Source organism: Kutzneria sp. 744, from assembly GCF_000568255.1.
GTDB lineage: Bacteria > Actinomycetota > Actinomycetes > Mycobacteriales > Pseudonocardiaceae > Kutzneria.
In genome coordinates, this window is sequence record NZ_KK037166.1 from 4,849,799 (window position 1) to 4,872,444 (window position 22,646).

Below are 22,646 nucleotides of genomic sequence, written 5' to 3' on the forward strand. Positions count from 1 at the left end.
CGACCCGGTCGCCCAGCGTCATGGCCTCGGTCTGGTCGTGCGTGACGTACACGGTGGTCGTGCCCAGGTGCTTCTGCAGCCGCGACACCGAGGTGCGCATCTGCCCGCGCAGCTTGGCGTCCAAATTGGACAGTGGCTCATCCATGAGGAACGCCTTGGGGCTGCGCACGATCGCCCGCCCCATGGCCACCCGCTGCCGCTGGCCGCCGGACAGGTTGGCCGGCTTGCGGTCCAGGTGCGGGGTCAGGTCGAGGATCCGGGCCGCCTCCTCGACCTTGTGACGGACCGTGTCCTTGTCCATTTTGGACAGCACCAGCGGGAAGGCCATGTTCTCCCGCACGGTCATGTGCGGGTACAGGGCGTAGGACTGGAACACCATGGCGATGTCCCGGTCCTTGGGCGCCCGCTCGTTCATCCGCTGCCCGCCGATGCGCAGCTCGCCGCCGGTGATGTCCTCCAGCCCGGCGATCATGTTGAGCGTGGTGGACTTGCCGCAGCCCGAAGGCCCGACCAGGATGATGAACTCGCCGTCCGCGATCTCGATGTCGACCTCGGACACGGCCAGCGCGCCGTCCGGGTAGCGCTTGGTCACCTTGTCCAGAACGATCTCGGCCATACCGGCCTCACCCCTTCACGGCGCCGGAGGTCAGCCCCGCCACGATGCGGCGCTGGAAGAACAGGACGAAGAGCACGATGGGAATCGTGATCACCACGGCCGCCGCGCAGATCTGCCCGGTCGGGTCCTCGAACTGGGACGCGCCGGTGAAGAACTGCAGCGCCGCGGGCACCGTGCGGGAACGGGTGGTCGCCGTGAGCGAGATGGCGAACAGGAAATCGTTCCAGCAGAAGATGAACACCAGGATCGCGGTGGTGAACACACCCGGCGCGGCCAGCGGCGCGATCACCCGCCGGAACGCCTGCCCCGGCGTCGCCCCGTCCATCTTCGCGGCCTTTTCCAGCTCCCACGGGATTTCCCGGAAGAACGCCGACAGGGTGTAGATGGCCAGCGGCAGCGCGAAGGTGATGTACGGCAGGATCAGGCCGGGCCAGGTGTCGAACAGGGCGAGCGAGCGCTCGATGGAGAACAGCGGCGACACCAGCGACACCTGCGGGAACATGGCCACCAGCAAGGAGAATCCGACCAGCACGGTCTTGCCGGGGAAGTCCAGCCGGGCGATGGCGTAGGCGGCCATCGTGCCCAGCACCACGGCGATCGCGGTGGCGATCAGCGAGATGCCGATGGAGTTGACCAGCGCCAGCAGGAAGTCGTCGGTCTTGAAGATGTCCAGGTAGCTCTGGAAGGACCATTCCTTGGGGATGAAGGAGCCGTCGCCGATCGTCGCCTTGGACTTGAACGACAGCGACAGTGTCCACAGCACCGGCACCAGCGCGTAGACGACCACGATCACGTCGATGATCGTCCACTGGACGCGCTTGCCGGTCGTGATGACGGCCATCAACGCCTCCCCGAGTCGGAACCGGGCGCGGCGGTGCCGAACACCTTGATGAACACGAAGGCGATGACCGCCACCGCGATGAAGATCAGCACCGACATGGTCGAGCCGATGCCCAGGTTCAGGCCGCGGATCAGGTTGTCGTAGGTCTGCATGGACACCGAGCCGGTGCCCTGCGAGCCGCCGGTGAGGATGAAGATGTTGTCGAAGATGCGGAACGCGTCCAGGGTGCGGAACAGCAGCGCCACCAGGATGGCCGGCTTCATCACCGGCAGCATCACCCTGGTGAACCGCTGCCACGCCCCGGCCCCATCCATCGAGGCCGCCTTGAGCAGGTCGTCCGGCACCAGCGCCAGCCCGGCCATCAGCAGCAGGGCCATGAACGGCGTGGTCTTCCACACTTCGGCCAGCACGATCGCGCTCAGCGCCGGCAGCTTCTGGGTCAGCACGGCGGTGTCCGAGCCCATCAGGGTGGCCAGGTAGCCGGTGCTCGGCGTCCAGGCGAACTTCCAGCTGAACGCGGCCACCACCGTGACGATTCCGTACGGGATAAGGGAAACCGTGCGTACCAGTCCGCGGCCGACCAGCGTGCGGTGCATGATCAGGGCCAGCGCCATGCCCAGCACCAGCTCGATCACCACGGAGACCACGGTGATCAGCGCGGTGGTGCCGAACGCCGTCCACCAGTAGCCGTTGGACAGCACGGTGCCGTAGTTGGCCAGCCCGACGAACTCCTGCTTGCCGGGAAACCTCAGGTCGTAGCGCTGCAACGACAGCCAGACGGAGTAGATGATCGGCCAGCCGGTGACCGCCAACATCACGATCGCCGCCGGCGCGCACAGCAGCAGGCCCAGCCGCCGTTCGGCCCGCTTTCCCTCACTCAGCACGGGTTTCGCCTTCGCCCGATGGGCCGGCCGCGCCGTGTCGATGGTCTGGCTCACGGGAGCACCCCCTTGGAGTCCAGCGCGTCCTGGATCGCCTGCTTCATCGCGGCCGCGGTGCTCTGCGGGTTGATGGCCGACGGCGGCGACAGCAGGTTCTGCATGATGGTGGAGACGTTCTGGTAGGCGGGCGTGATCGGCCGGCTGGCCGCGGTGGCCAACTCCGCCTTGATGTCGTCCTTCATCGGGTACGCCTTGGCCATGTCCGGCGCGTCGTACACGCTGGCCACCGTCGGCGGCACGCCGTCGTTGACCGCCGAGTAGTCCTGCATCTTCGGGCTGCGCAGGCACAGCGCCGCCTTGAAGGCCTCGTCCTTGTGCTGCGAGTAGGCGCTGATGGCCAGGTTCTCGCCGCCGATGGTGACCCGGGACTGCCCGCCCGGCGTCATGCTCGGGTAGCGGGTCCATTTGAAGTGCGAGAACAGATCCGGCTTGTCCTGCTGCATGGCGGCGTAGACATAGGGCCAGTTCAGCTCGAAGGCCGCGTCCCCGTTCTCCATCAGCAGCGCGGTCTGCTGCTCCTGCGCGATGGACAGGCCGGCGTCGGTGACGCCCGAGGTGGCGAACTTCTTCAGCATCGCCAGGGCCTGCACCGCGCCGTCGTCCACCACCGCCTTGGTGCCGTCGTCGGAGACGAGCTTGCCGCCGGCCGACGCGGTCAGCGTGTTGAAGCCGACGACGAGGCCCTCGTACTGGGCGCCGGTGAAACTGATCTTGTAAGGCTTCTTCTGCGACTTCAACTGCTGCGCGTCGGCGATCATTTCGTCCCAGGTGGACGGTGGCTTGCCCACCAGGTCGTCGCGGTACCACAGCAGCTGCACATTGGTGTGCTTGGTGGCGGCGAACAGCTTGCCGTCAAAGGTGGCCGAGGCCAACGGCCCGGCGAGGACGTCGTTTTTCGCCTCGGCCTCGTTCGCGCCGGTCCACGGCACGATCCAGCCGGCGCTGGCGAACTCCGGCGTCCACGTCACGTCGACGCCGAGGATGTCCAGGCTGGTGTCCCCGGCCGCCAGTCTTCGCACCATCTGCTCGCGCTGGCCGTCCGCGTCGCGCGGGGCCGTCAGATCGACGATGTGGTAGGCGCCGTTCGCCTGATCGTTGCACTGGTCAATGACGTTCTGGAAGTGCTGTTCCGGCGGGTAGTACACGGTGAGCGTGACTCCCCCGCCGGCACTGCCTCCGCAGGCGGCCACCAGTGGTGCGGCCAGTGTCGCGGCGGCCAGTGCCACCGCGCCCCGTCCCCACCCCGGGCGCCGGCCGGTTGGCTGTGCCATCGGTCCTGCCTCCCTTCGCTCCAGGGGGCCGAACCCGCGCGCCTACCGGCGGACCAGAAGTCCACCAGACCAGTTGCGGCACCCCGTTGTGCGGTGGTGGCAACCTATGGCCGGTGTTTTGGCAGCCGCAAGCGATCGGGGCAACGATTCAGACACCGGGCGTGCCTATTCCCCGGATGTACCAATGCCCGCCCGCGGTCACCTCACACGGCGCCGCCCGCCGGCCGCATGGCCAGCTTGGCCAGCAGATCCCGGCCCTGTTCGGCGTTGCGTGGCTGACACAGCACGTCGTAGCGGCCCGCGACCAGCTGGCTGGAGGACTGGAAGTCCCGCCGACCCCGCGTGGAGGCGTAGCCGACAGCCGCGAACACCGTGAAGAACAGGACACCCAGCACCAGGCAGACGGCGATCTGCAGCAGGCCGCCCGTCTGCTGGCCGCCCGTGAACAGGCTCAGCATCACGCCCACGAACAGGCCGAACCAGGCGCCCGAGGCCGCGCCGGCGCCGAGCACGCGCCGCCACGACAACCGGCCCGTGACCCGCTCGACCAGCATCAGGTCGACCCCGACGATGGTCACGTCCTGCACCGGGAACTCGCTCTCGGCCAGGAAGTCGACGGCGCGCTGGGCCTGGCCGTACTCCTCGTAGGAGCCGATCGGCCAGCCGGTCGGCTTGGTCGGCAGGCGCGGCGGACCGGCCTGTCGGTCCGGCGATGAGAACGAACTCGTCACCGATATCACCCCGTTCACGGTCGGTGGTCTCCCATTGTCCTCACGACCAACGAACCACGCGAACCGGGCGTGCCGCATCAGCCCCGGGACTGGTACTCCCGGAGCAGCCCACGGCTGATGATGGTCTTCTGGATCTCGCTGGTGCCCTCGCCGATCAGCAGGAAGGGGGCCTCGCGCATGAGGCGCTCGATCTCGTACTCCTTGGAGTAGCCGTAGCCGCCGTGGATGCGGAACGACTCCTGCGTGACCTCGGCGCAGTACTCGGAGGCGATGAGCTTGGCCATGCCGGCCTCGACGTCGTTGCGCTGGCCCGAGTCCTTGAGCCGAGCCGCGTTGACCATCATCAGGTGCGCCGCCTCGACCTTGGTGGCCATCTCGGCCAGCTTGAAGGCGATGGCCTGGTGGTCGGCGATCTGGTGGCCGAAGGTCTTGCGCTGCTGGGCGTACTCGATGGCCAGCTCGAAGGCCCGGATCGAGATGCCGCAGGCCCGCGCGGCCACGTTGACCCGGCCCACCTCGACGCCGTCCATCATCTGCGCGAAGCCCTTGCCGGTGGCGCCGCCGAGGACCTGGTCCGCGCCGATCTCGTAGCCGCTGAACACCATCTCGGTGGTGTCGACGCCCTTGTAGCCCATCTTGGCGATCTTGCCCGGGATGGTCAGGCCGGGCGTCACCTCGCCGTAGCCCACCGGCTTGTCGACGAGGAAGGCCGTCAGGTTCTTGTGCGGCTTGTCCGCGCCCTCGTCCGTGCGGACCAGGACGGCGGTCAGGTTGGACGTGCCGCCGTTGGTCAGCCACATCTTCTGGCCGTCGATGACGTAGCCGTCGCCAGTCTTCTTGGCCCGCGTCTTGATCGCCGCCACGTCCGAGCCCAGGTCCGGCTCCGACATGGAGAAGGAGCCCCGGATCTCGCCCGTGGCCATCTTCGGCAGGTAGTGCGCCTTCTGCGCGTCCGTGCCGTGCTGCTTGATCATGTGAGCGACGATGAAGTGCGTGTTGATCACGCCCGAGACGCTCATCCAGCCGCGCGCGATCTGTTCCACCACAAGGGCGTAGGTCAGCAGCGACTCGCCGAGCCCGCCGAACTCCTCGGGGATGGTGAGGCCGAACAGCCCCATCTCCTTCATGCCCTCGACGATGTCGGTCGGGTAGGCGTCGTCGTGCTCAAGGGCCTGGGCGTGCGGGATGATCTCCTTGTTCACGAAGTCGCGAACCGTGCTCAGGATCTCCTGCTGCACCTCGGTGAGACCGGCGGTCTGGGCGAGCCGGGCCATGGTCGTCCCCTTGTCGTCGCTGACTGGTTACCGGTGAGTATCCCCAACCAGCCGACGTCTCACCCTGTGAAGGTGCTCACCCGATCGGTTCAGCTGCTCAGCTGGCCCGCACCTGCACCGCGTCGCCGCAGGACCGGCACTGCTCCGCGAACACGTACACCGGCTGCGCGCATCCCCCACAGGGCACGAAACTGCGCTCCAGCAGATCGTCGTGGCGCCGACGGCGGAACAGGTGAATCCCTCTCGAGTGCTTGGACATGACCCCAGCCTGAACCGATACCGGGGGTCCAACGCAAACCAAGGTTGCCTTCTGTGCGTTATGTCACCGTGATCAAACACGCCCAGTGACCGAATACCACGATTTCCGTAGTCTGATCTTTGATCCGGCTCACAAACGGTAACACGTTCCTAGCGGTGCCGAATACATCGGCAAGGCCAGGAACGCGGTACACCACCGGCTCCCCAGTCCCGAAATGCTGCCCCGAAGGACATCCGGCTCACGGAGCCGTCGTGGGATCGCCCGTCGCCCAGGCCACCCCGTCACCGCGATCCATCTTCTCGATCGCCGCCATGTCCTCGTCATCGATGTCGAAGCCGAAGATGTCGGCGTTGCGCCGGACGCGGTCGGGATCGGTGCTCTTCGGCAGCACCGGATACCCCTGCTGGACGGCCCAGCGCAGCAGGACCTGCGCCTCACCGACGCCGTACTTCCGGGCCATCACCTTGAACGGGGCGTCCGCCTGCGCGCCGTCGACCTTCATCTGGTCCGACTTCGCGCTGTCGTGCCCGTCGGCGGTGCGCCAGGTGGCGAGCGGCACCAGGCTGCTGTAGGCGATGGGCGTGATCGCGTTGTCCAGGAGGTAGCGAACCAGCTCGGGCTTCTGCGACCACGGATGAAGCTCGATCTGGTTGGCCGCCGGCGCGGGCAGGCCGGCCGCGGTCAGCTCCTCGATGTGCCCGATGCCGAAGTTGCTGACGCCGATCGCGTGCGCCTTGCCCTGCCGCTGCAACTCGACGAGACCGCGCCACTGGGCGAGTCGGTGCTCGCGTTCGATCGGCACGTGGATCAGGTAGAGGTCCACGTAGTCCAACCCGAGCCGTTCGAGGCTCTCGTCGAGCGATGCCACCGTGGCTTCGACGGTTTTCGCCGGCTGCCCCCAGGCCGGATTCCCGGGCCAGAGTTTCGTGGTGACGAAAAGATCGCTCCGCGCCAGCGCTTCGGACTCGCGCGCCTGCCTGATGCCGATGCCTACACCCGATTCGTTCTGATAGCCCTCCGCGGTGTCGATGTGGCGGTAGCCGGCGCGAATAGCCTCACTCACCGCCGCGGCAACCGCGCCGTCTTCGATGAGGTACGTGCCGAAGCCGAGGTAAGGCATTTCGACACCCGCGGTCAGCTTTGTGGTTCTCATTCGTTTCTCCCTGACACTCGACCGGCAGCCCACCGAAACGGCTTGCCCGCTCATACACATTTTTGAGAGAATGCCCTGGTCCCAGCGGCCCTGCCGGGACGTCAACGGAGGCCGAACCGTGCACCTGGAACGACTCGTCGACGACACTTCCCGTCGTCTGCCGATGGCCGCGAATGGCCGTCACCAGGTCGTCCGGCCGATCAACGGCCTCCAAATTCTCCGACACAGCTCAGTGGGCACCTTGGAAGCCTCGCTGTACGAACCCGTCCTGTGTCTGGTCCTGCAAGGCGGGAAAGAGGTGACGACCGGTGAGCGGACGTTGTCGCTCGGCCCGGGCGAGTGCCTCCTCGTGAGTCACGACCTGCCGGTGTGGTCCAGAATCACGCAGGCTCCCTATCTTGCACTGGTGCTCGAAGTGGACGTCGCCTCGATCAGAGAACTCCACGACAGCATCGCCGACTCAGCGCTCGACGATGACCACGCCCGCACGGCGGAGACTCATCAGGCCGATCCCGGGCTGTTGGACGCTTTGTTCCGATACCTGGCGATCGCCGACACACCCGCGGACGCGAAGGTACTCGGCACGCTCACCGCGAAGGAAATCCACTACCGCCTGTTGACAGCTCCTTTCGGCGGCATGCTTCGCAGTCTCGTTCGCCGCGACAGCAATGCGAGCGCGATCGCCCGCGCTATCGGCTACATTCGCGACGACATCCGCTCGCCGATCTCCGTGCCGGATCTCGCGCGACGGGTCGGCATGAGCGCGACGTCGTTCCACAAGCACTTCAAGACGATCACATCGACGACGCCGCTGCAGTACCAGAAGGAGCTTCGCCTGCTTGAGGCGCGGCGGCTGCTGAAGACGGGCGGCGCCATGGTGACCACTGCGGCCTACGACGTCGGCTACGAGAGCCCGAGCCAGTTCAGCCGCGAGTACACGCGCAAGTTCGGGTTTCCCCCGAGCCAGGACCTGGCCGACGCGACCGGCTAGAACCGACTGCCGACCACACCATCATCGATAAGGGACTCGAGCCGACGCCGGTGCTCCGTCGACAGAGTCACGTCGGCTGCCGCCCAGTTCTCCGCCAGGCGTTCGGTTTTCCGCGTCCCCGGTATCGCCGCAAGCGGGTCATGGCGCGACAGCACCCAGGCCAATGCCACCTGTGCGGCGGTGGCCTCGATCTCCGCCGCGATGTCGGAAACCCCGGCGGCCAACCGGCTGTTCGTGGCGATCGCCTCCTCGGTGAACCGCGGATTCGCCAATCGCCAGTCGCCGGGCTCAAGGTCGGCCCGCGACCGAATCGCCCCCGACAGGAAGCCTCGACCAAGCGGGCTGTAGGCGACAAATCCGATGCCCAGGCGCGTGATCGTGGGCAGAATGTCGACCTCGACGTGTCGCGACCACAGCGAGTACTCGGTCTGGAGTGCGCTGACGGGATGCACCGCATGGGCGCGATCGATGGTTTCCGCGTCCGCTTCGGAAAGGCCGATGTAGCGCACCTTTCCCGCCGCGACGAGTTCGGCCATGGCGCCGACCGTCTCCTCGATCGGCGTGCCGGGGTCGACGCGATGCTGGTAGTAGAGGTCGATATGGTCGGTCCCGAGGCGCTCCAGCGAGGCATCGCAACAAGCTTTCACGTAGTCCGCCCGCCCGCTGACACCTTGCCAGCCGCCGTCCGTGTCGCGGGAGACGCCGAACTTCGTCGCCAAGGTGATTCGGTCGCGGCGGCCCTTGATCGCCTTCGACAACAGGATCTCATTGGTGAACGGGCCGTACATGTCCGACGTGTCCCAGAACGTGCACCCGATGTCGGCCGCCCGATCGAGAACGCGAAGATTCTGCGCCTCCGATGACGAGCCGTAGAACTCCGACATCCCCATGCAGCCCAATCCGATCGCGGGCACCCGGAGGCCCGCCGATCCGAGATCGACCTCTCTCATTTCGCTGACGCCTTCCTTTGGAGGTGGTCACCTTATCCACCCCCAGGACCGCGCCGCCTGCCCGTTCCTTCACATCGCATGCCTAATACTCCCGACCCCGGTGACATCGCCGAAGGCGCGGATGTTCTCCACGACTCACGCCCGAGTCGGCCAAGCCCGAAATGGTGAAGAGGCCGAGATCCCTCCGCCGGATCACTCCGTCGGCGGGGTCCACTTGTCGGTGCGGGTCATGCCGGCGGCGCGGCCCTTGCCGGCGATCACGAGGGCCATCTTGCGGGAGGCCTCGTCGATCATCTCGTCGCCGAGCATGACGGCGCCGCGCTGGCCGCCGCGGTCGGAGGTGAAGAACTCGTAGGCGTCGAGGATGTTCTCGGCGTGGTCGTAGTCGGACTGGTCGGGGCTGAAGACGGCGTTGGCGGCGTCGATCTGGCCGGGGTGCAGGACCCACTTGCCGTCGTAGCCGAGGGCGGCGGCGCGGCCGGCGACGCGGCGGAAGCCGTCGACGTCGCGGATCTGGAGGTAGGGGCCGTCGATGGCCTGCACGTCGTTGGCGCGGGCGGCCATCAGGATGCGCATGAGGATGTAGTGGTAGGCGTCGCCGACGTCGTAGCCGGGGGGCTGCTCGCCGACGACGAGGGACTTCATGTTGATGGAGGCCATGAAGTCGGCCGGCCCGAAGATGATGGTCTCGACCCGGGGCGAGGCGGTGGCGATGGCGTCGACCTCGACCAGGCCGCGGGCGTTCTCGATCTGGGCCTCGATGCCGATGCGGCCGACCTCGTAGCCCATGGTCTTCTCGATCTGGGTGAGCAGCAGGTCCAGCGCCTGCACCTGCTGCGCGGTCTGCACCTTGGGCAGCATCAGGCAGTCCAGGTTGGCCCCGGCCCCCTCGACGACCTCGACGACGTCCCGGTAGGTCCACTCGGTGGTCCAGTCGTTGACCCGCACCACCCGGGTCCGCTCGCCCCAGCCGCCCTCGTTGAGCGCGGCCACGATGGTCTTGCGGGCGTCCGGCTTGGCCAGCGGCGCGCAGGCGTCCTCCAGGTCGAGGAAGACCTGGTCGGCCGGGAGCGTCCGGGCCTTGTCGATCATCTTCTGGCTGGAGCCGGGGACGGCGAGGCAGGATCGGCGGGGACGCGGCACGGCGGTACCTCCCAAGAGGAAGTCAGCTCGGTACTGACCGGTAACTTACGGCGATGCTGGCACGGCCGGAGGGTGCCCGCCATTCGCTGAGTCACCCGTCACAGCCCCGTGCGAAGCTGAACCGGTGGAGATGACCCGTCTGCTCGACAACGCCCTACGCAAGGCCGCAGCCGTGTGGATCACCGTGGACTCGGGCCCACGGCTGGTGTGGGCGCTGTGGCGCGACGGGGCCCTGTGGGTGGCGGTCGGCGGCGACGAGCAGCAGGTGCCGGGCCTGCGCGACGGCGTGACCTGCACGATCACGGTTCGCTCCCCCACCACGCACTCTCACCTGGCCGACGTCCGCGCCACGGCCGCCCTGGTCGAGCCGGAAAAAGAGGTGACGGACGCGCTCCGGGCCGCCAGACTCAACGCCGAGCCGGCCTGGACTGAGGTGTACCGACTTGATCCGGATTCCCAAGGACTTCACGGACACGGTGCTGAGCTGGGGCGATGACAACGCCACCCGCTGGCTACTCGGCCTGCCGGAGCTGTATGCCGAATACCTCGACCGCTGGGACCTGACGCCGGCCGGCGCGCCGCTGAACGGGTTCTGCAGCGTGGTGCAGCCGGTGCGACGGGCCGACGGCACACCGGCGATGCTCAAACTCGGTCTGCCGCACGAGGAATCCGAGCACGAGTGGCTTGCACTGTCCATGTGGGACGGTGAAGGGGCCGTGCGGCTGCTCGACCATCGCGGCGACGAAGGCGTGCTGCTGCTGGAGCGGCTGCACCCGGAAACCCTTACCGGCCAACCCATCGGAGAAGCGCTGCTGATCGCCGGGGACCTGCGCCGACGGCTGCGGCGGCCCGGCCCGGACGGCATGCGCACCCTGCGGGCCAATGCCCGCCGCTGGGCCGAACAGCTGCCGACCGCCGAGGGCATTCCGCGCCGGATCATCGACGAGGCCGTGGACATCTGCCGCGCCCTGGGGCCGGCTTCGGACACCGTGATGGTCAACGAGGACCAGCACTTCGAGAACATCCTGGCCGGCGACCGCGAGCCGTGGCTGGTGATCGACCCCAAGGTGCTGGTCGGCGACCCCGAGTTCGGCCTGGCCACGCTGCTGTGGAACCGCTTCGAGCCCGATCGCGTGCAGCACCGCCTCGACCTGCTGGTGGAGATCGAGGAGCTCGACGCCGACAAGGCCAGGGCCTGGTCCTTCGTCTCCGCGGTCGTCAACTGGCACCAGGCCGACGGCTGGGTCAACACCACCTGCCAGTCCATAGCCACCACCCTCGCCACCTGACACCGCGAGTCCCGCTGTCAGGCAACCATGTGTGAGGTTCGGAACCTGCATCATGATTGCCCGAGAGCGGGACTCGCGGTTCAAAAGGTGAGTTGGCCGCTGGCTATGTGGACCACGTCGCCGCGGACGGTGGCGGCGTCGGGGGTGACGGAGCAGTACAGAGTGGACGGTCGTTCCATCTCGATGCCTTGGCGCACAACGATGTCGGCCGTCTCGGCGATCAGGCCGCGGTCGATGGCGAACACGCACAGGCCCAGCGCGGCGGAGCCGGTGGCGGCGTCCTCGCCCTGGTAGCCGAACATCCGGACGTGGGCCTCGCCGTCGACCAGGGAGAAGACCTCCACGCCGTGGTCGACGCCGGCGGCCCGCATCGCCGCCCGGTCGGCGACGGCCCGGCCCACGGCATCGGGCTTAACCCCCAAGTAGGCGAATTCCAGGCCACAACCGGCATGACCGGGGTCCACATCGGACAGATCGTCGACGGTCAACCCGACAGCGGCCGCCACAGCGGCGCGATCCAACCGGGTGCCGACCGTCCGCTTGCCGCCGCTGATCCGCGAGCCACGGGCGTCGACGACCACGGGCAGCAGGCCGGCCAGGCACTCCTGGACCGCCGGCCCGACGCCGATCACGCCGTCACGGGCCAGCAGCCACGAGGTTCCGACGCTCGGATGGCCGGCGAAGGGCAGCTCCTCGGCCGGCGTGAAGATCCGCACCCGGTAGTCGGCCCCGGGCTGGGTCGGCGGCAGCGGGAAGGTCGTCTCCGCGTAGCCGAACTCGGCGGCGATGGTGCGCATCTGCTCGGCGGACAGCTCGTCGGCGCCGTGGACCACGGCGAGTTGATTGCCGGAGAAGGGGGTGTCGGTGAACACGTCGAGGACGTCGAAACGCAGCGTCGGCACGGGACAACGTTAGCCTTTGGCTGTGGCAGCCACAGACAGGATTTTTGTCGCCCAACTGGCCGGATTGCCGGTATTCGGCCCGGACGGCGAGGCGATCGGCAAGGTGCGCGACGTGGTGGCCAGCCTCCGGGCGGACCGCCTGCCGCCGCGGGTGCTGGGCATCGTGGTGGAGCTGGTGACCCGGCGGCGCATCTTCGTGCCGATGCTGCGGGTGGCCGGTATCGAGCCGCACGCCGTGGTGCTGTCCACCGGTTCGGTGAACATGCGCCACTTCCACCAGCGCCCCAACGAAGTTGTTGCCGTCGGGCAACTGTTGGACGCCCGGGTCGGCATCGAGGGCGGCACGGTCAGCGCCGTCATCATGGACGCCGCCATGGAGCCGACCCGCACCCGCGACTGGGAGATCAGCCGCGTGGCCGTCCGAGAGCGAACGGGGCGGCTGGGCCGCCGTGGCCCGGTGCAGGTGCTGCGCTGGGAGGACGTGGCCGGCCTCGGCATGGCCGAGCTGTCCTCACAACCGCAGGGCGCCCAGCAGCTGCTGGCCCAGTTCGACCGGATGCGGGCCGCCGACGTGGCCAACGCCCTGCGCGACCTGCCGATCAAGCGCCGGTACGAGGTCGCCGACGCCCTGGACGACGAGCGGCTGGCCGACGTCATCGAGGAGCTGCCCGAGGACGACCAGAAGGATCTGCTCGGCCACCTCGACGACGAGCGCGCGGCCGACATCCTCGAGGCGATGAACCCGGACGACGCCGCCGACCTGCTGTCCGAGCTGTCCGAGCCGGACAAGAACCGGCTGCTGGAGCTGATGGAGCCGGAGGAGTCCGCGCCGGTCAAGCGGCTGCTGGAGTACTCCTTCGACACCGCGGGCGGCCTGATGACGCCCGAGCCGGTCGCGCTGACCCCGGACGCCACCATCGCCGAGGCGCTGGCCCGGGCCCGCAATCCCGAGCACACCCCGGCCCTGTCGAGCATGGTCTTCGTCTGCCGGCCGCCCACCGCCACTCCCACCGGCCGGTACCTCGGCTGCGTGCACCTTCAGCGGCTGCTGCGGGAGCCGCCGTCCAGCCTGGTCGCCGGCGCGCTGGACGCCGACCTGCCCCGGCTGCGGCCGACCGCGTCCCTCATCGAGGTGACGAAGTACTTCGCGACCTACAACCTGGTGTGCGCGCCCGTGGTGGACGACGAGGACCACCTGCTGGGCGCGGTCACCGTTGACGACGTGCTGGACCATCTGCTGCCCGAGGACTGGCGGGAGACCCTGCACCACGAGGAGGAGGGTGTCGCCAATGCCTGAGCTGACCTCGCGCCGGCGGCTCGACCAGCCCCGCGCGCCCCGGCGGTGGGCCATCGAGGTGGACCCGGAGGCGTTCGGCCGGTTCTCCGAGCGGCTGGCCCGTTTCCTGGGGACCGGCAAGTTCCTGTTCTGGCAGACGCTGATCGTGATCATCTGGATCGCGCTGAACCTGTTCATGCTCAGCCTCCAGTGGGACCCCTATCCGTTCATCCTGCTCAACCTGGCGTTCTCCACCCAGGCCGCGTACGCCGCCCCGCTGATCCTGCTGGCGCAGAACCGTCAGGACGACCGGGACCGGATCTCGCTGGAGGAGGACCGGGCCCGGGCCGCCCAGACCAAGGCGGACACCGAGTTCATGGCCCGGGAGCTGGCCGCGCTGCGCATCGCCGTCGGCGAGGTGGCCACCCGTGACTACCTGCGGGGCGAGCTCGACCGGCTGCGGGCCGAGCTGGCCGGCGGCAAGAAGCGGGAGCGGACCCGCAAGTCCTCCACGCCCTCGGCCGAGCAGATCCGGGACGACCCGAGGTGGGACGACGAGGAGTCCGTCGCGCACAAGAGTTGATCTTCGAATCGAGCTGCCCCCGATCCAGGAGAGCAGATCAACCTGGCAGTCGGGGTGAGAGCCGGGCGAGGCGGGTGTCGACGGGGCGGAGGGCAGGGTGATGCAGGCTTCTGACCTGCAGAAAGCGGTGACTTCGGCGTTGTCAACCGCCGCGGCGCTGGGCCTGGCCGTCGAGGACGCGATCGTGCTCAGCAACTCCAACAAGGTGATCCTGCGGCTGCTGCCGGGCGACGTGCTGGCCCGAGTGGCGCCGGTGGCGGATCAGAGCGCGCAGTTCGAGGTCGACCTCGCGTCACGGCTGGTCGGGAGCCCGGCGGCCGCACTTGAGCCCCGCGTGGAGCCTCGTCCGTACGAGCGCGACGGGTTCGTGATCACGTTCTGGACCTACTACGAACCGGGTCCGCCGGCCTCACCGACGGATTTCGCCCAGGCGCTGCACCGGTTGCACGCCGGAATGCGTGACCTCGACGTCCCCGCGCCGCATTTCACCGATCGGGTCGAGGAGGCCCGGCGGCTGCTGGCCGACCGCACCCTGACCCCGGACCTACCGGACGCCGAGCGAGACCTGCTCAGCCGCGTCCTGGACGGCGCGGAACGACTGACCGGCGGCCCCGAGCAGCTGCTGCACGGCGAGCCGCACCCGGGCAACGTCCTCACCACGAGCGACGGCCCGCTGTTCATCGACTTCGAGACCTGCTGCCGCGGGCCTGTCGAGTTCGACCTCGCCCACGCCCCGGACGAGGTCGCCGACCACTACCCGGGCGTCGATCAGGGCCTGCTGCGGCAGTGTCGGATCCTGATGCTGGCGATGATCACCACCTGGCGCTGGGATCGCGACGACCAACTCCCGGACGGACGCCGGCTGGCCGCCGAGTGGCTCGGCCGGCTGCGCACCCTGGTGTGAGCAGCCGGCCGGTTCGGAGCCTGGTCAGCGGCCGGCGGGGGTCACCGACAGGAGACGGCCGGCGAGGCCGCGGGAGCGCACCGTGAGCTTCGCGGCGACCTCCGTCAGCACCTTCGCCGCCGGGGCCTCAGGGTCGGACAGCACGAGCGGGGTGCCGGCGTCGCCGCATTCCCGCAGGCGCGGGTCCAGCGGCACCTGACCGAGCAGCGGCACGTCGGAGCCGACCGCCTTGGTCAGGGAGTCGGCGACGGTCTTGCCGCCGCCGGAGCCGAACAGCTCCATGCGGCTGCCGTCGGGCATGTCCATCCACGACATGTTCTCGATGACGCCGGCCACCCGCTGCCGGGTCTGCAGGGCGATGGCGCCGGCCCGCTCGGCGACCTCGGCCGCGGCCTGCTGCGGCGTGGTCACGACCAGGATCTCGGCGTTGGGGATGAGCTGCGCGACCGAGATGGCGATGTCGCCGGTGCCCGGGGGCAGGTCGAGCAGCAGCACGTCCAGGTCGCCCCAGAAGACGTCGGCCAGGAACTGCTGCAGGGCCCGGTGCAGCATCGGGCCGCGCCAGACGACGGGGGCGTTGTTCTGCACGAACATCCCGATGGAGATGACCTTCACGCCGTTGGCCTGCGGCGGCATGATCATCTTCTCGACCTGGGTCGGGCGGGCGGTCGCGCCCAGCATGCGGGGCACCGAGTGCCCGTAGATGTCGGCGTCGACGATGCCGACGGACAGGCCGCGGGCGGCCATCGCGGTGGCGAGGTTGACCGTCATGCTGGACTTGCCGACGCCGCCCTTGCCGGACGCGACGCAGTAGACCCTGGTCAGGGAGCCGGGCTGGGCGAACGGAATGACCGGCTCGGCCGCGTCGCCGCGCAGCGACTTGCGCAGCTCGGAGCGCTGCTGGTCGTTCATCACGTCCAGCTCGACCTTGACGCCGGTGACGCCGGCCACCGCGCTGACGGCGGCGGTCACGTCCGCGGTGATCTTGTCTCGCAGCGGACAGCCTGCCACCGTGAGGAAGACGGCCACCGTCACGGCGCCGTCTTCGCCGATGGTGACGTCCTTCACCATGCCAAGCTCGGTGATCGGGCGGCGGATTTCGGGATCCTGGACGCCGCCGAGGGCGGCCCGCACGGCGTCGGCACTGGGGAGTGGGGTCACGAGACCCATGCTACGAGCCGTTGTTACCGACCGGTCAGCCGGAGTTCTCCGAATCACGATAGGGGCACTGCGCGACCATCTGGACGCGTTCCGTAACATGATGGGTCGTGCTGGACACAGGTAGGACCCGACTTCCGACCCGGACCGAGTTAGCCGTGTGGCGGTCATTCCTGCGGGCGCACGCCCGCATCGTCCGACATCTGGAGACCGAGCTCGTCGCCGAGCAGAGCCTGTCGCTGGCGTCCTACGACGTCCTGGTGCAGCTGGCCGAGGCGCCGGGACGTCGGATGCGGATGACGGAGCTCGCCGACGCCGTGCTGCTGTCCCGCTCCGGTGTCACCCGACTGGTCGACCGCCTGGAGCGGACCGGCCTCGTCACGCGCGAGCGGGCCGACGGCGATGGCCGCGGCGTGGTGGCCGTGCTCACCCAGACGGGACTCGACCGGTTACGCAGCGCGTCCGGCGTGCACCTGGCCGGCGTGGTGCGTCACTTCGTCGAGGCGCTGGACGAGACCGCCATCGCCGCCTTCGGTCGCACGTGCGAGCAGCTCGCGGCTGCCTCGCCGCCGCTGCCTGACACCCCCTGACGGGCTCACCGCAGCGTTTTTCGCGGCCGCCGGACCCTGCCCCGGCCGGCCGATGTCCTCCTAGCAATCGTTCGCACGCCGCCCTGTGCACAGCCACGCAGAAGGGGCCCTCCCGAGTGGGAAGGCCCCTTCTGTGCGTCGTGGGTCAGGTGGCGTCCGGGTCGAACGGGGGACGCTCGCCCGGCGACAGCGGCCGCTGCTCCGGGCGCTGGGCGGCCGGCGGCTCGGCGGCCGCCGGGTAGCCGTTGGGCTTGTAGCTGGTGTCCTCGGTCGGGAAGTCCTCCAGCAGCGTGCGGGTCAACGCCCGTTTGGGGTTGAACTCGCGCAGCTGGCGCAGGTCCTCCAGCGGCTTGCGGAGCTCGTCGAACTCCGGGCCGAGCTCCGACCGGAGTTGGTCGCGAGCCCCCGTGGCGTAGTCCCGCACCTGACGTATGCCGTTGGCCAGCCAGGCGGCAGCACCGGGCAGTCGCTCGGGCCCGAGGATGAACAGGCCGGCGACGATCAGGACGAGGAGCTCGCCCCCGCTGATTCCGAACACGTCTCCCAGCCTAATCCGACTGCGTGGTGACCTGTAGCACCATCTGCCGCCCTTGCCTGACTATCGTGACCCGAACGGTCTCGCCGATGGTCCGCTCGATGATCGCGACGCTGAGTTCGTCGGCCGTGCGGATGGTCCGCCCGGCGAAGTTGGTGATCACGTCGCCCTCGGCGATGCCGGCCTTGGCCGCGGCCCCGCCCTGCTTGACGTTCTGGACCTGGGCGCCGTCGGTGGACACGGCCGAGACCGACCGCGCGTTGAGGCCGATGTCGGCGTGCTTGACCTGGCCGTCCTTGATCAGGCCCTGGGCGATGCGCCGCGCGAAGTCGATCGGGATGGCGAAGCCGATGCCGATGGAGCCGCCGTCGGGGCCGCCGGCCGACAGGATGGCGCTGTTGATGCCGACCAGCGCACCGGTGTCGTCCAGCAGCGCGCCGCCGGAGTTGCCGTGGTTGATGGCGGCGTCGGTCTGGATGGCGTCGTAGGTGACCGGCGGGTCCCCGCCGTCGCCCGCGGCCTGCAGCGGCCGGTTGACGGCGCTGACGATGCCGCTGGTGACGCTGCTGGACAGGCCGAGCGGCGAGCCGATGGCGATGACCTCGTCGCCGACGGACAGGTTGCCGGACTTGCCGAGCTGGATCACGGTCGGATTGGTCACGGCGACCTTCACCACCGCGAGGTCGGTCTTGGGGTCGCGGCCGACGATCTTGCCGTCGGTCTTGGTCCCGTCGGCGAACACCACCCGCAGCGTGGCCGACGGGTCGGACGCCGCCGCCGAGACCACGTGGTTGTTGGTGAGGATGTAGCCGGCGCCGTCGATCATGACGCCGGAGCCGAGCCCGCCGCCGGTGCCGACCTGGACCTCGATCTGCACGACGGCGGCCTGGGTGCGCTTGACGATGTCGGCCACCGAGCCCGGCGCCGGCTTCTTGCCCGAGTCGTCGACCTGGGCCAGCGTGACGGAGCTGGTCAGCGGGTTGCCGGACTGCGCGATGCCCCAGCCGGCGACACCGCCGCCGACGCCGATCAGCAGCGCCACGCCGGCCAGCGTGGCCAGTGCGACCGGCTTGACCCGGCGGCCGAACAGCAGCTCGGGCACGGACAGCATGGGGCCGGTCTTGGCGGCCGGTTTGGCCGTGGACTCGCCGTCCTTCTCGGAGCCGGCGGCCGGCGGGCCGAGGATCGCGCCGGCGCCCGGGTCACGCCACGGGTCGCGGTCGGCGGAGTCCGGCCAGAACACGGGCTCGACATCCGGCTCGGAGCCGTACGGGACAGAGCCGGGAGCGCGCTGCAACAACACGTCGTCGGCGCTGGCCGGGCGGCCGAAGGCCATGCTCAGGGCCTCGGGCGGCGGCGGGGCGAGCGCGATGGCGCCGTTGGTGGCGGCCGTGTCGGCGCGCGGCGCGAAGGCGCTGTCCACACCGTCGGGGCGGCCGAACTGGGCGGTCAGCGAGGGATCGACGGCCGGGCGGTCCAGCGGCCGGGGACCGATGCGGCGGCCCTCGCCGTCGTCGACGCCCGAGACCGGGGTCACCGGCAACTGTTCGGGGCTGGGCGGCTGCTCGTTCATCAACCGGAAGTGTGCCTCACCAGCGGTGAATTCACGGTGTAGGCAGCTGCGTGACCGTGGTCGGAGTGGTCGACGACTGCACCTGCATGACCTGGTTGGCGTCCACCGGCACGGTCACGTTGTCGCCGGACGGCGGGGTGTCGCCGTGCATGGTCACGATGGCGATCGCACCGAGCACCAGGCCCGACACGACGACGCCCGCACCCTGCTTGGTGCGGCGGGAGAGGCCGCGGTTGCTCAGGACCGTTAGGGACCGCCTGCGAGGGGCTGGGATGACCCGAAGGCGGGCCCGCTGCCGAAAAGGCGGAAGCTTCTCGCATGCCCTTGCCCCGGCCGCAGCACGGTGACCAACCTGGCCGTCCTCGGTGACGCCGAAGATGTCGGGGCCGCTGGGCAGCTCCACGTCCTGGGGGATGGACATCAGCGAAGGCCAGCAGGCCGGCCGAGGCGACCGGCGCGTTCGCCGACTTCATCGCCGACCGGGCGTGCCGCTGGGTCGCGGCCTCGGCGGCGCAGAACGGGCAGCGCGCCAGGTGCGCCGCCACACGGTCATGGGCGGTGGCCGACAGCTCGCCGTCGACGAAGGCCACCACCGCGTCCGGCAGCAGGTGCTGCTCCGGCAGGCTCGGCAGACTCCACCCGCGCAGCTCGGTCATCCCACGTCCTTCCGTGCAAGCTCGGCGCGACGCTCAAGGCTCGCGCGCAGGGCCTGCCGGCCCCGGTGGATACGGCTGCGCACGGTGCCCAGCTTGACTCCGAGCGTGGCCCCGATTTCATCGTAGGACAGGCCCTCGACGTCACAAAGCACTACAGCGGCACGGAATTCCGGCGGCAGCTCGTCCAACGCGGACTGGAGGTCGGGGTCCAGGTGGGTGTCCGAGTAGACCTGCTCGGGGCTCGGGTCGTCGCCCACGAGGCGGTCGGTGTCCTCGGGCAGGCCCTCCATGCGCAGCCGTGAGCGACGGCGGGCCATGTCCAGGAAGAGGTTCGTGGTGATGCGGTGCAGCCAGCCCTCGAACGTGCCCGGCTTGTAGGAGGCCAGCGAGCGGAACACCCGGATGAAGGTCTCCTGGGTGAGGTCCTCCGCGTCGTGCTGGTTGCCCGACAGGCGGTAGGCGAGCCGGTAGACCCGGTCGGCGTGCTCGCGCACGACCTCGTCCCACGACGGCGGTGTCCAGGCGGCCTCGACCGGCGCGACGGCGACGGGGGCGGCGGCGACCGGCTCGGCGGCCGGTTCGGTCGTCTGAGTGCGCATCGGTGGTACGGCACCTCCAGCGGGCGGCTGCCCTTCGGTGGGGACAACGTGGCGGACGTCCCCGTTGTTCCCCTCTACTGTCGCCGCCGCGCTTATAACCATCGTGAGAGAGGCCTGAGAGCAGTCTGAGAATGCTCCGATGCGGGTTGTTCACCCAGAATGGCCCTCCGCGCCGCTAACCTCGCACATTGTGACGCTCCGGGACTACGTGGACGGCTACGCCGCCGAGGACGAGGTCACCTCGGCCGCACGGGCCCGGGGGACCGAGTTGGGCTGTGTGCCCATCGGCGTCACCGGCGGGGCCGCCCTGCGTTTCCTGGCTGCGTCCCTGCAGGCCAAGGCCGTCGTGGAGATCGGCACCGGGGCCGGCGTGAGCGGCCTGTGGCTGCTCGGCGGCATGGCCCGTGACGGCGTGCTGACCTCGATCGACGTGGAGCCCGAGCACCAGCGGGTGGCCCGGCGGGCCTTCTCCGAGGCCCGGATCAGCCCCGGCCGCACCCGCCTGATCATGGGCCAGGCGCTCGACGTGCTGCCCCGGCTGACCGACGGCGGCTACGACCTGGTGTTCGTCGACGCCGCCAAGCAGGAGTACCCGCGCTACCTGGACCACGGCGTCCGGATGCTGCGCCCCGGCGGCGTCATCGCCTTCGACAACGTCTTCTGGAAGGGCAAGGTCGCCGATCCCGCCGACCGGGACGCCGAGACCCAGGCCATCCGCGAGACCAACAAGGCCGTCCGCGAGGACGACCGCCTGGTGTCGATCATGCTCCCGGTCGGCGACGGCCTCCTCGTCGCCGCCAAGCGCTAGCCCAGCGACAGGCTCGCCGCTCGGAGGTCGTTCAGGGCCTTCAGGGCGTGTGGGGCGAGGTCGTCGTCACCGCTGTCCGACCACGCCGCGTACCCGCGCTTGAAGGCCAGAACCCCCAGCTCACCGGCCAGCGCCGCGGTCGCGTCGGGCACGCCGCGAGCCACCAGGGCGGCGGTCATGGCGGCGGCGAGGCTGACGCTCTTGAGGGCGTCCCGCTCCTGGAGTTCGGCGCTGGCGGCGACGGCGGCCCTCAGGCGTGGGCCGAGCTCGCGGTTCATCGGCCCCATCGCGCCGGACGCCCGTACGAGGCCGGCCGCGACGGCCTCCAGGGGACTGGCCGCCGCCGGCGCCTCGGCGATGCCTTCGGCCAGCAGCCGGCTCAGCGTCTCCTGCCCGGCCACCAGCAGCTCCCGCTTGTCGGAGAAGTGCCGGAAGAAGGTGCTTTTCGTGACGCCCGCGCGCTCGGCGATCTGGGCGACCGTGGTGGCGTCGTAGCCCTGCTCGGTGAACAGGTCGACGGCCGCCACGACCAGGCGTTCCCGCGCCCCCGGTTCCCATCGGCCCATGGCGCCCATCATAGGTGATGGGACTCTTGTCCCATCACCGTGCTAGCGTGACGGGACAAGAGTCCCATCACTACGGGAGCGTCCCATGCGCGTTTTTGTCACCGGCGGCACCGGCCTGATCGGCTCCGCCGTCGTCACCGAGCTCCTGAACAACGGCCATTCCGTCCTCGCACTCGCCCGCTCCGACGCCTCCGCGCAGGCTGCCCTGGCCGCCGGCGCCGAGCCCGTCCGCGGCGGCCTGTCCGACCTGGACACGCTGCGTTCCGGCGCCGCCCAGGCCGACGGCGTGATCCACCTGGCCTTCAGCAACGACTTCAGCAGCGCCGAGGCCGTCGCCAGCGGCGTCGCCGAGGAGAGCGCCGCCCTCGCCGCCATGGGCGAGGCGCTGATCGGCAGCGGCAAGCCCTTCGTCACCTGCTCCGGCACGCCGTGGGTGCCCGGCCGCCTCTCCACCGAGGCCGACGTCGTGCCGACCGATGGTCCCGTCGGCGGCCGTGGCCGCGCCGTCACGGCCGTCCTCGACCTGGCGTCACGGGGCGTTCGCAGCTCTGCCGTGCGCCTGCCCCGCACCGTTCACAACGAGGGCCAGGGCGGCTTCGCCGGCGTCCTGACCGGCATCGCCCGCCAGACCGGCGTCTCCGGCTACCCCGGCGACGGCTCCCAGCGCTGGCCCGCCGTGCACGCCCTCGACGCCGCCGCCCTCTTCCGGCTCGCCCTGGAGCAGGCCCCCGCCGGCACCGCCTGGCACGCCGTGGCCGACGAGGGTGATCAGGTGCGGGACATCGCCGCCGTCATCGGCCGCCGCCTGGGCCTGCCGGTCTCGTCGGTGCCCGTCGAGACCTACGGCCCGCTCGGGCTGATCTTCGCCAACGACCAGCCCTCGTCCAGCGCGCACACCCAGCAGACCCTCGGCTGGCAGCCCAAGCACCCCAGCCTGCTGGCCGACCTGGAGCTCCTCCAGCCGTGAACGCAGCACTTCTTGCCACATGCGCTTCCTATGTGGCGCCAGCTGCCACATAGGAAGCGCATGTGGCAGA

Annotated in this window: 26 protein-coding genes and 1 pseudogene; 9 read left to right on the forward strand and 18 right to left on the reverse strand. The window is 69.6% G+C overall.

The genetic code is table 11. The features are described from left to right. The 8 genes from KUTG_RS21515 to KUTG_RS21545 all read right to left on the reverse strand — a co-directional run. Positions 1 to 616: ABC transporter ATP-binding protein (locus tag KUTG_RS21515; RefSeq protein WP_043719058.1), on the reverse strand; the 616-nt coding region annotated here is incomplete at its 3' end. A 7-nt stretch (positions 617 to 623) separates the two neighbouring features. Beyond that, a complete protein-coding gene (locus KUTG_RS21520; RefSeq protein WP_043730178.1) occupies positions 624 to 1,457 on the reverse strand; it encodes a carbohydrate ABC transporter permease in 834 nt (277 codons plus the stop codon). After that, a complete protein-coding gene (locus KUTG_RS21525; protein WP_052395180.1) occupies positions 1,457 to 2,395 on the reverse strand; it encodes a carbohydrate ABC transporter permease in 939 nt (312 codons plus the stop codon). Before KUTG_RS21525 ends, KUTG_RS21520 begins: the two co-directional genes overlap by 1 nt. Continuing rightward, complete coding sequence (locus KUTG_RS21530) at positions 2,392 to 3,669, reverse strand: ABC transporter substrate-binding protein (RefSeq protein WP_043719059.1); 1,278 nt, start codon at positions 3,667 to 3,669, stop codon at positions 2,392 to 2,394. Before KUTG_RS21530 ends, KUTG_RS21525 begins: the two co-directional genes overlap by 4 nt. A 203-nt stretch (positions 3,670 to 3,872) precedes the next feature. Beyond that, a complete protein-coding gene (locus KUTG_RS21535) occupies positions 3,873 to 4,406 on the reverse strand; it encodes a YflT domain-containing protein (protein ID WP_369794648.1) in 534 nt (177 codons plus the stop codon). A 71-nt stretch (positions 4,407 to 4,477) separates the two neighbouring features. Then, a complete protein-coding gene (locus tag KUTG_RS21540) occupies positions 4,478 to 5,674 on the reverse strand; it encodes an acyl-CoA dehydrogenase family protein (protein ID WP_043719061.1) in 1,197 nt (398 codons plus the stop codon). 97 nt (positions 5,675 to 5,771) lie between these two features. Next, on the reverse strand, positions 5,772 to 5,933 hold the full coding sequence (locus KUTG_RS58810) for a hypothetical protein (protein WP_157494693.1): 162 nt from the start codon (positions 5,931 to 5,933) through the stop codon (positions 5,772 to 5,774). 238 nt (positions 5,934 to 6,171) lie between these two features. Next, positions 6,172 to 7,191: an aldo/keto reductase gene (locus tag KUTG_RS21545; RefSeq protein ID WP_198047268.1), complete on the reverse strand. Its 1,020-nt coding sequence runs from the start codon at positions 7,189 to 7,191 to the stop codon at positions 6,172 to 6,174. A 13-nt stretch (positions 7,192 to 7,204) separates the two neighbouring features. Here KUTG_RS21545 and KUTG_RS21550 point away from each other — a divergent pair, with 13 nt between their 5' ends. Next, positions 7,205 to 8,077 carry an AraC family transcriptional regulator gene (locus tag KUTG_RS21550; protein WP_043719064.1) on the forward strand — a complete coding sequence of 291 codons (873 nt, stop codon included), beginning with the start codon at positions 7,205 to 7,207 and terminating at the stop codon, positions 8,075 to 8,077. Here the strand turns inward: KUTG_RS21550 and KUTG_RS21555 are convergent. Together KUTG_RS21555 and KUTG_RS21560 are read right to left on the reverse strand one after the other, a co-directional pair. Next, positions 8,074 to 9,027 (reverse strand): aldo/keto reductase, encoded by a 954-nt coding sequence (locus KUTG_RS21555; RefSeq protein ID WP_043719066.1) that lies wholly within the window; start codon positions 9,025 to 9,027, stop codon positions 8,074 to 8,076. The genes KUTG_RS21550 and KUTG_RS21555 overlap by 4 nt on opposite strands. A gap of 192 nt (positions 9,028 to 9,219) precedes the next feature. Then, positions 9,220 to 10,170 carry an HpcH/HpaI aldolase/citrate lyase family protein gene (locus KUTG_RS21560; protein ID WP_255360892.1) on the reverse strand — a complete coding sequence of 317 codons (951 nt, stop codon included), beginning with the start codon at positions 10,168 to 10,170 and terminating at the stop codon, positions 9,220 to 9,222. 130 nt (positions 10,171 to 10,300) lie between these two features. On the opposite strand from KUTG_RS21560, the gene KUTG_RS53700 reads away from it, so the two are divergent. Beyond that, entirely contained in the window at positions 10,301 to 10,666 is a 366-nt protein-coding gene (locus tag KUTG_RS53700; RefSeq protein ID WP_232241469.1) for a hypothetical protein, read from the forward strand. Next, the gene (locus KUTG_RS21570) at positions 10,614 to 11,459 is read left to right on the forward strand and encodes an aminoglycoside phosphotransferase family protein (protein ID WP_198047269.1); all 846 of its coding nucleotides are present in this window, start codon (positions 10,614 to 10,616) and stop codon (positions 11,457 to 11,459) included. Before KUTG_RS53700 ends, KUTG_RS21570 begins: the two co-directional genes overlap by 53 nt. A gap of 80 nt (positions 11,460 to 11,539) precedes the next feature. Here the strand turns inward: KUTG_RS21570 and KUTG_RS21575 are convergent, their stop codons facing one another. Then, positions 11,540 to 12,361, reverse strand: a complete 822-nt coding sequence (locus KUTG_RS21575) for a PhzF family phenazine biosynthesis protein (RefSeq protein ID WP_043719070.1) — start codon at positions 12,359 to 12,361, stop codon at positions 11,540 to 11,542. Positions 12,362 to 12,383: 22 nt separating this feature from the next. Here KUTG_RS21575 and KUTG_RS21580 point away from each other — a divergent pair, with 22 nt between their 5' ends. The 3 genes from KUTG_RS21580 to KUTG_RS21590 all read left to right on the forward strand — a co-directional run bounded on the left by KUTG_RS21580 (position 12,384) and on the right by KUTG_RS21590 (position 15,124). Then, positions 12,384 to 13,658 carry a magnesium transporter MgtE N-terminal domain-containing protein gene (locus tag KUTG_RS21580; RefSeq protein ID WP_043719072.1) on the forward strand — a complete coding sequence of 425 codons (1,275 nt, stop codon included), beginning with the start codon at positions 12,384 to 12,386 and terminating at the stop codon, positions 13,656 to 13,658. Next, positions 13,651 to 14,220 carry a DUF1003 domain-containing protein gene (locus KUTG_RS21585; RefSeq protein WP_043719073.1) on the forward strand — a complete coding sequence of 190 codons (570 nt, stop codon included), beginning with the start codon at positions 13,651 to 13,653 and terminating at the stop codon, positions 14,218 to 14,220. Before KUTG_RS21580 ends, KUTG_RS21585 begins: the two co-directional genes overlap by 8 nt. Positions 14,221 to 14,320: 100 nt before the next feature. Further along, complete coding sequence (locus KUTG_RS21590; protein ID WP_043719074.1) at positions 14,321 to 15,124, forward strand: phosphotransferase; 804 nt, start codon at positions 14,321 to 14,323, stop codon at positions 15,122 to 15,124. 24 nt (positions 15,125 to 15,148) lie between these two features. Here the strand turns inward: KUTG_RS21590 and KUTG_RS21595 are convergent, their stop codons facing one another. Then, the gene (locus tag KUTG_RS21595; protein WP_369794495.1) at positions 15,149 to 16,285 is read right to left on the reverse strand and encodes an Mrp/NBP35 family ATP-binding protein; all 1,137 of its coding nucleotides are present in this window, start codon (positions 16,283 to 16,285) and stop codon (positions 15,149 to 15,151) included. 155 nt (positions 16,286 to 16,440) lie between these two features. Here KUTG_RS21595 and KUTG_RS21600 point away from each other — a divergent pair, with 155 nt between their 5' ends. Further along, positions 16,441 to 16,872: a MarR family winged helix-turn-helix transcriptional regulator gene (locus KUTG_RS21600; RefSeq protein WP_232240887.1), complete on the forward strand. Its 432-nt coding sequence runs from the start codon at positions 16,441 to 16,443 to the stop codon at positions 16,870 to 16,872. Positions 16,873 to 17,017: 145 nt separating this feature from the next. Here the strand turns inward: KUTG_RS21600 and tatB are convergent, their stop codons facing one another. From tatB to sigE, 5 genes and pseudogenes are all read right to left on the reverse strand, one after another. Next, the gene (gene tatB, locus KUTG_RS21605) at positions 17,018 to 17,410 is read right to left on the reverse strand and encodes a Sec-independent protein translocase protein TatB (protein ID WP_043719078.1); all 393 of its coding nucleotides are present in this window, start codon (positions 17,408 to 17,410) and stop codon (positions 17,018 to 17,020) included. A 10-nt stretch (positions 17,411 to 17,420) separates the two neighbouring features. After that, the gene (locus KUTG_RS21610; RefSeq protein ID WP_043719080.1) at positions 17,421 to 18,980 is read right to left on the reverse strand and encodes a S1C family serine protease; all 1,560 of its coding nucleotides are present in this window, start codon (positions 18,978 to 18,980) and stop codon (positions 17,421 to 17,423) included. Between the two features lie 31 nt (positions 18,981 to 19,011). Further along, complete coding sequence (locus tag KUTG_RS63785) at positions 19,012 to 19,401, reverse strand: hypothetical protein (RefSeq protein ID WP_052395184.1); 390 nt, start codon at positions 19,399 to 19,401, stop codon at positions 19,012 to 19,014. Positions 19,402 to 19,534: 133 nt separating this feature from the next. Further along, positions 19,535 to 19,636 (reverse strand): annotated as a pseudogene (locus tag KUTG_RS63790) (zf-HC2 domain-containing protein); the annotation flags it as partial. Beyond that, positions 19,633 to 20,235: an RNA polymerase sigma factor SigE gene (gene sigE, locus KUTG_RS21620; protein ID WP_043719082.1), complete on the reverse strand. Its 603-nt coding sequence runs from the start codon at positions 20,233 to 20,235 to the stop codon at positions 19,633 to 19,635. The pseudogene KUTG_RS63790 and the gene sigE, both read right to left, overlap by 4 nt. Positions 20,236 to 20,374: 139 nt before the next feature. On the opposite strand from sigE, the gene KUTG_RS21625 reads away from it, so the two are divergent. After that, positions 20,375 to 21,043 carry an O-methyltransferase gene (locus KUTG_RS21625; RefSeq protein ID WP_084579638.1) on the forward strand — a complete coding sequence of 223 codons (669 nt, stop codon included), beginning with the start codon at positions 20,375 to 20,377 and terminating at the stop codon, positions 21,041 to 21,043. Here the strand turns inward: KUTG_RS21625 and KUTG_RS21630 are convergent. After that, positions 21,040 to 21,609, reverse strand: a complete 570-nt coding sequence (locus KUTG_RS21630; RefSeq protein ID WP_043730189.1) for a TetR/AcrR family transcriptional regulator — start codon at positions 21,607 to 21,609, stop codon at positions 21,040 to 21,042. The genes KUTG_RS21625 and KUTG_RS21630 overlap by 4 nt on opposite strands. Positions 21,610 to 21,694: 85 nt before the next feature. Between KUTG_RS21630 and KUTG_RS21635 the strand changes: the two genes are divergently transcribed. Continuing rightward, a complete protein-coding gene (locus KUTG_RS21635) occupies positions 21,695 to 22,576 on the forward strand; it encodes an SDR family oxidoreductase (RefSeq protein WP_043719084.1) in 882 nt (293 codons plus the stop codon). Positions 22,577 to 22,646 lie beyond the last annotated feature (70 nt).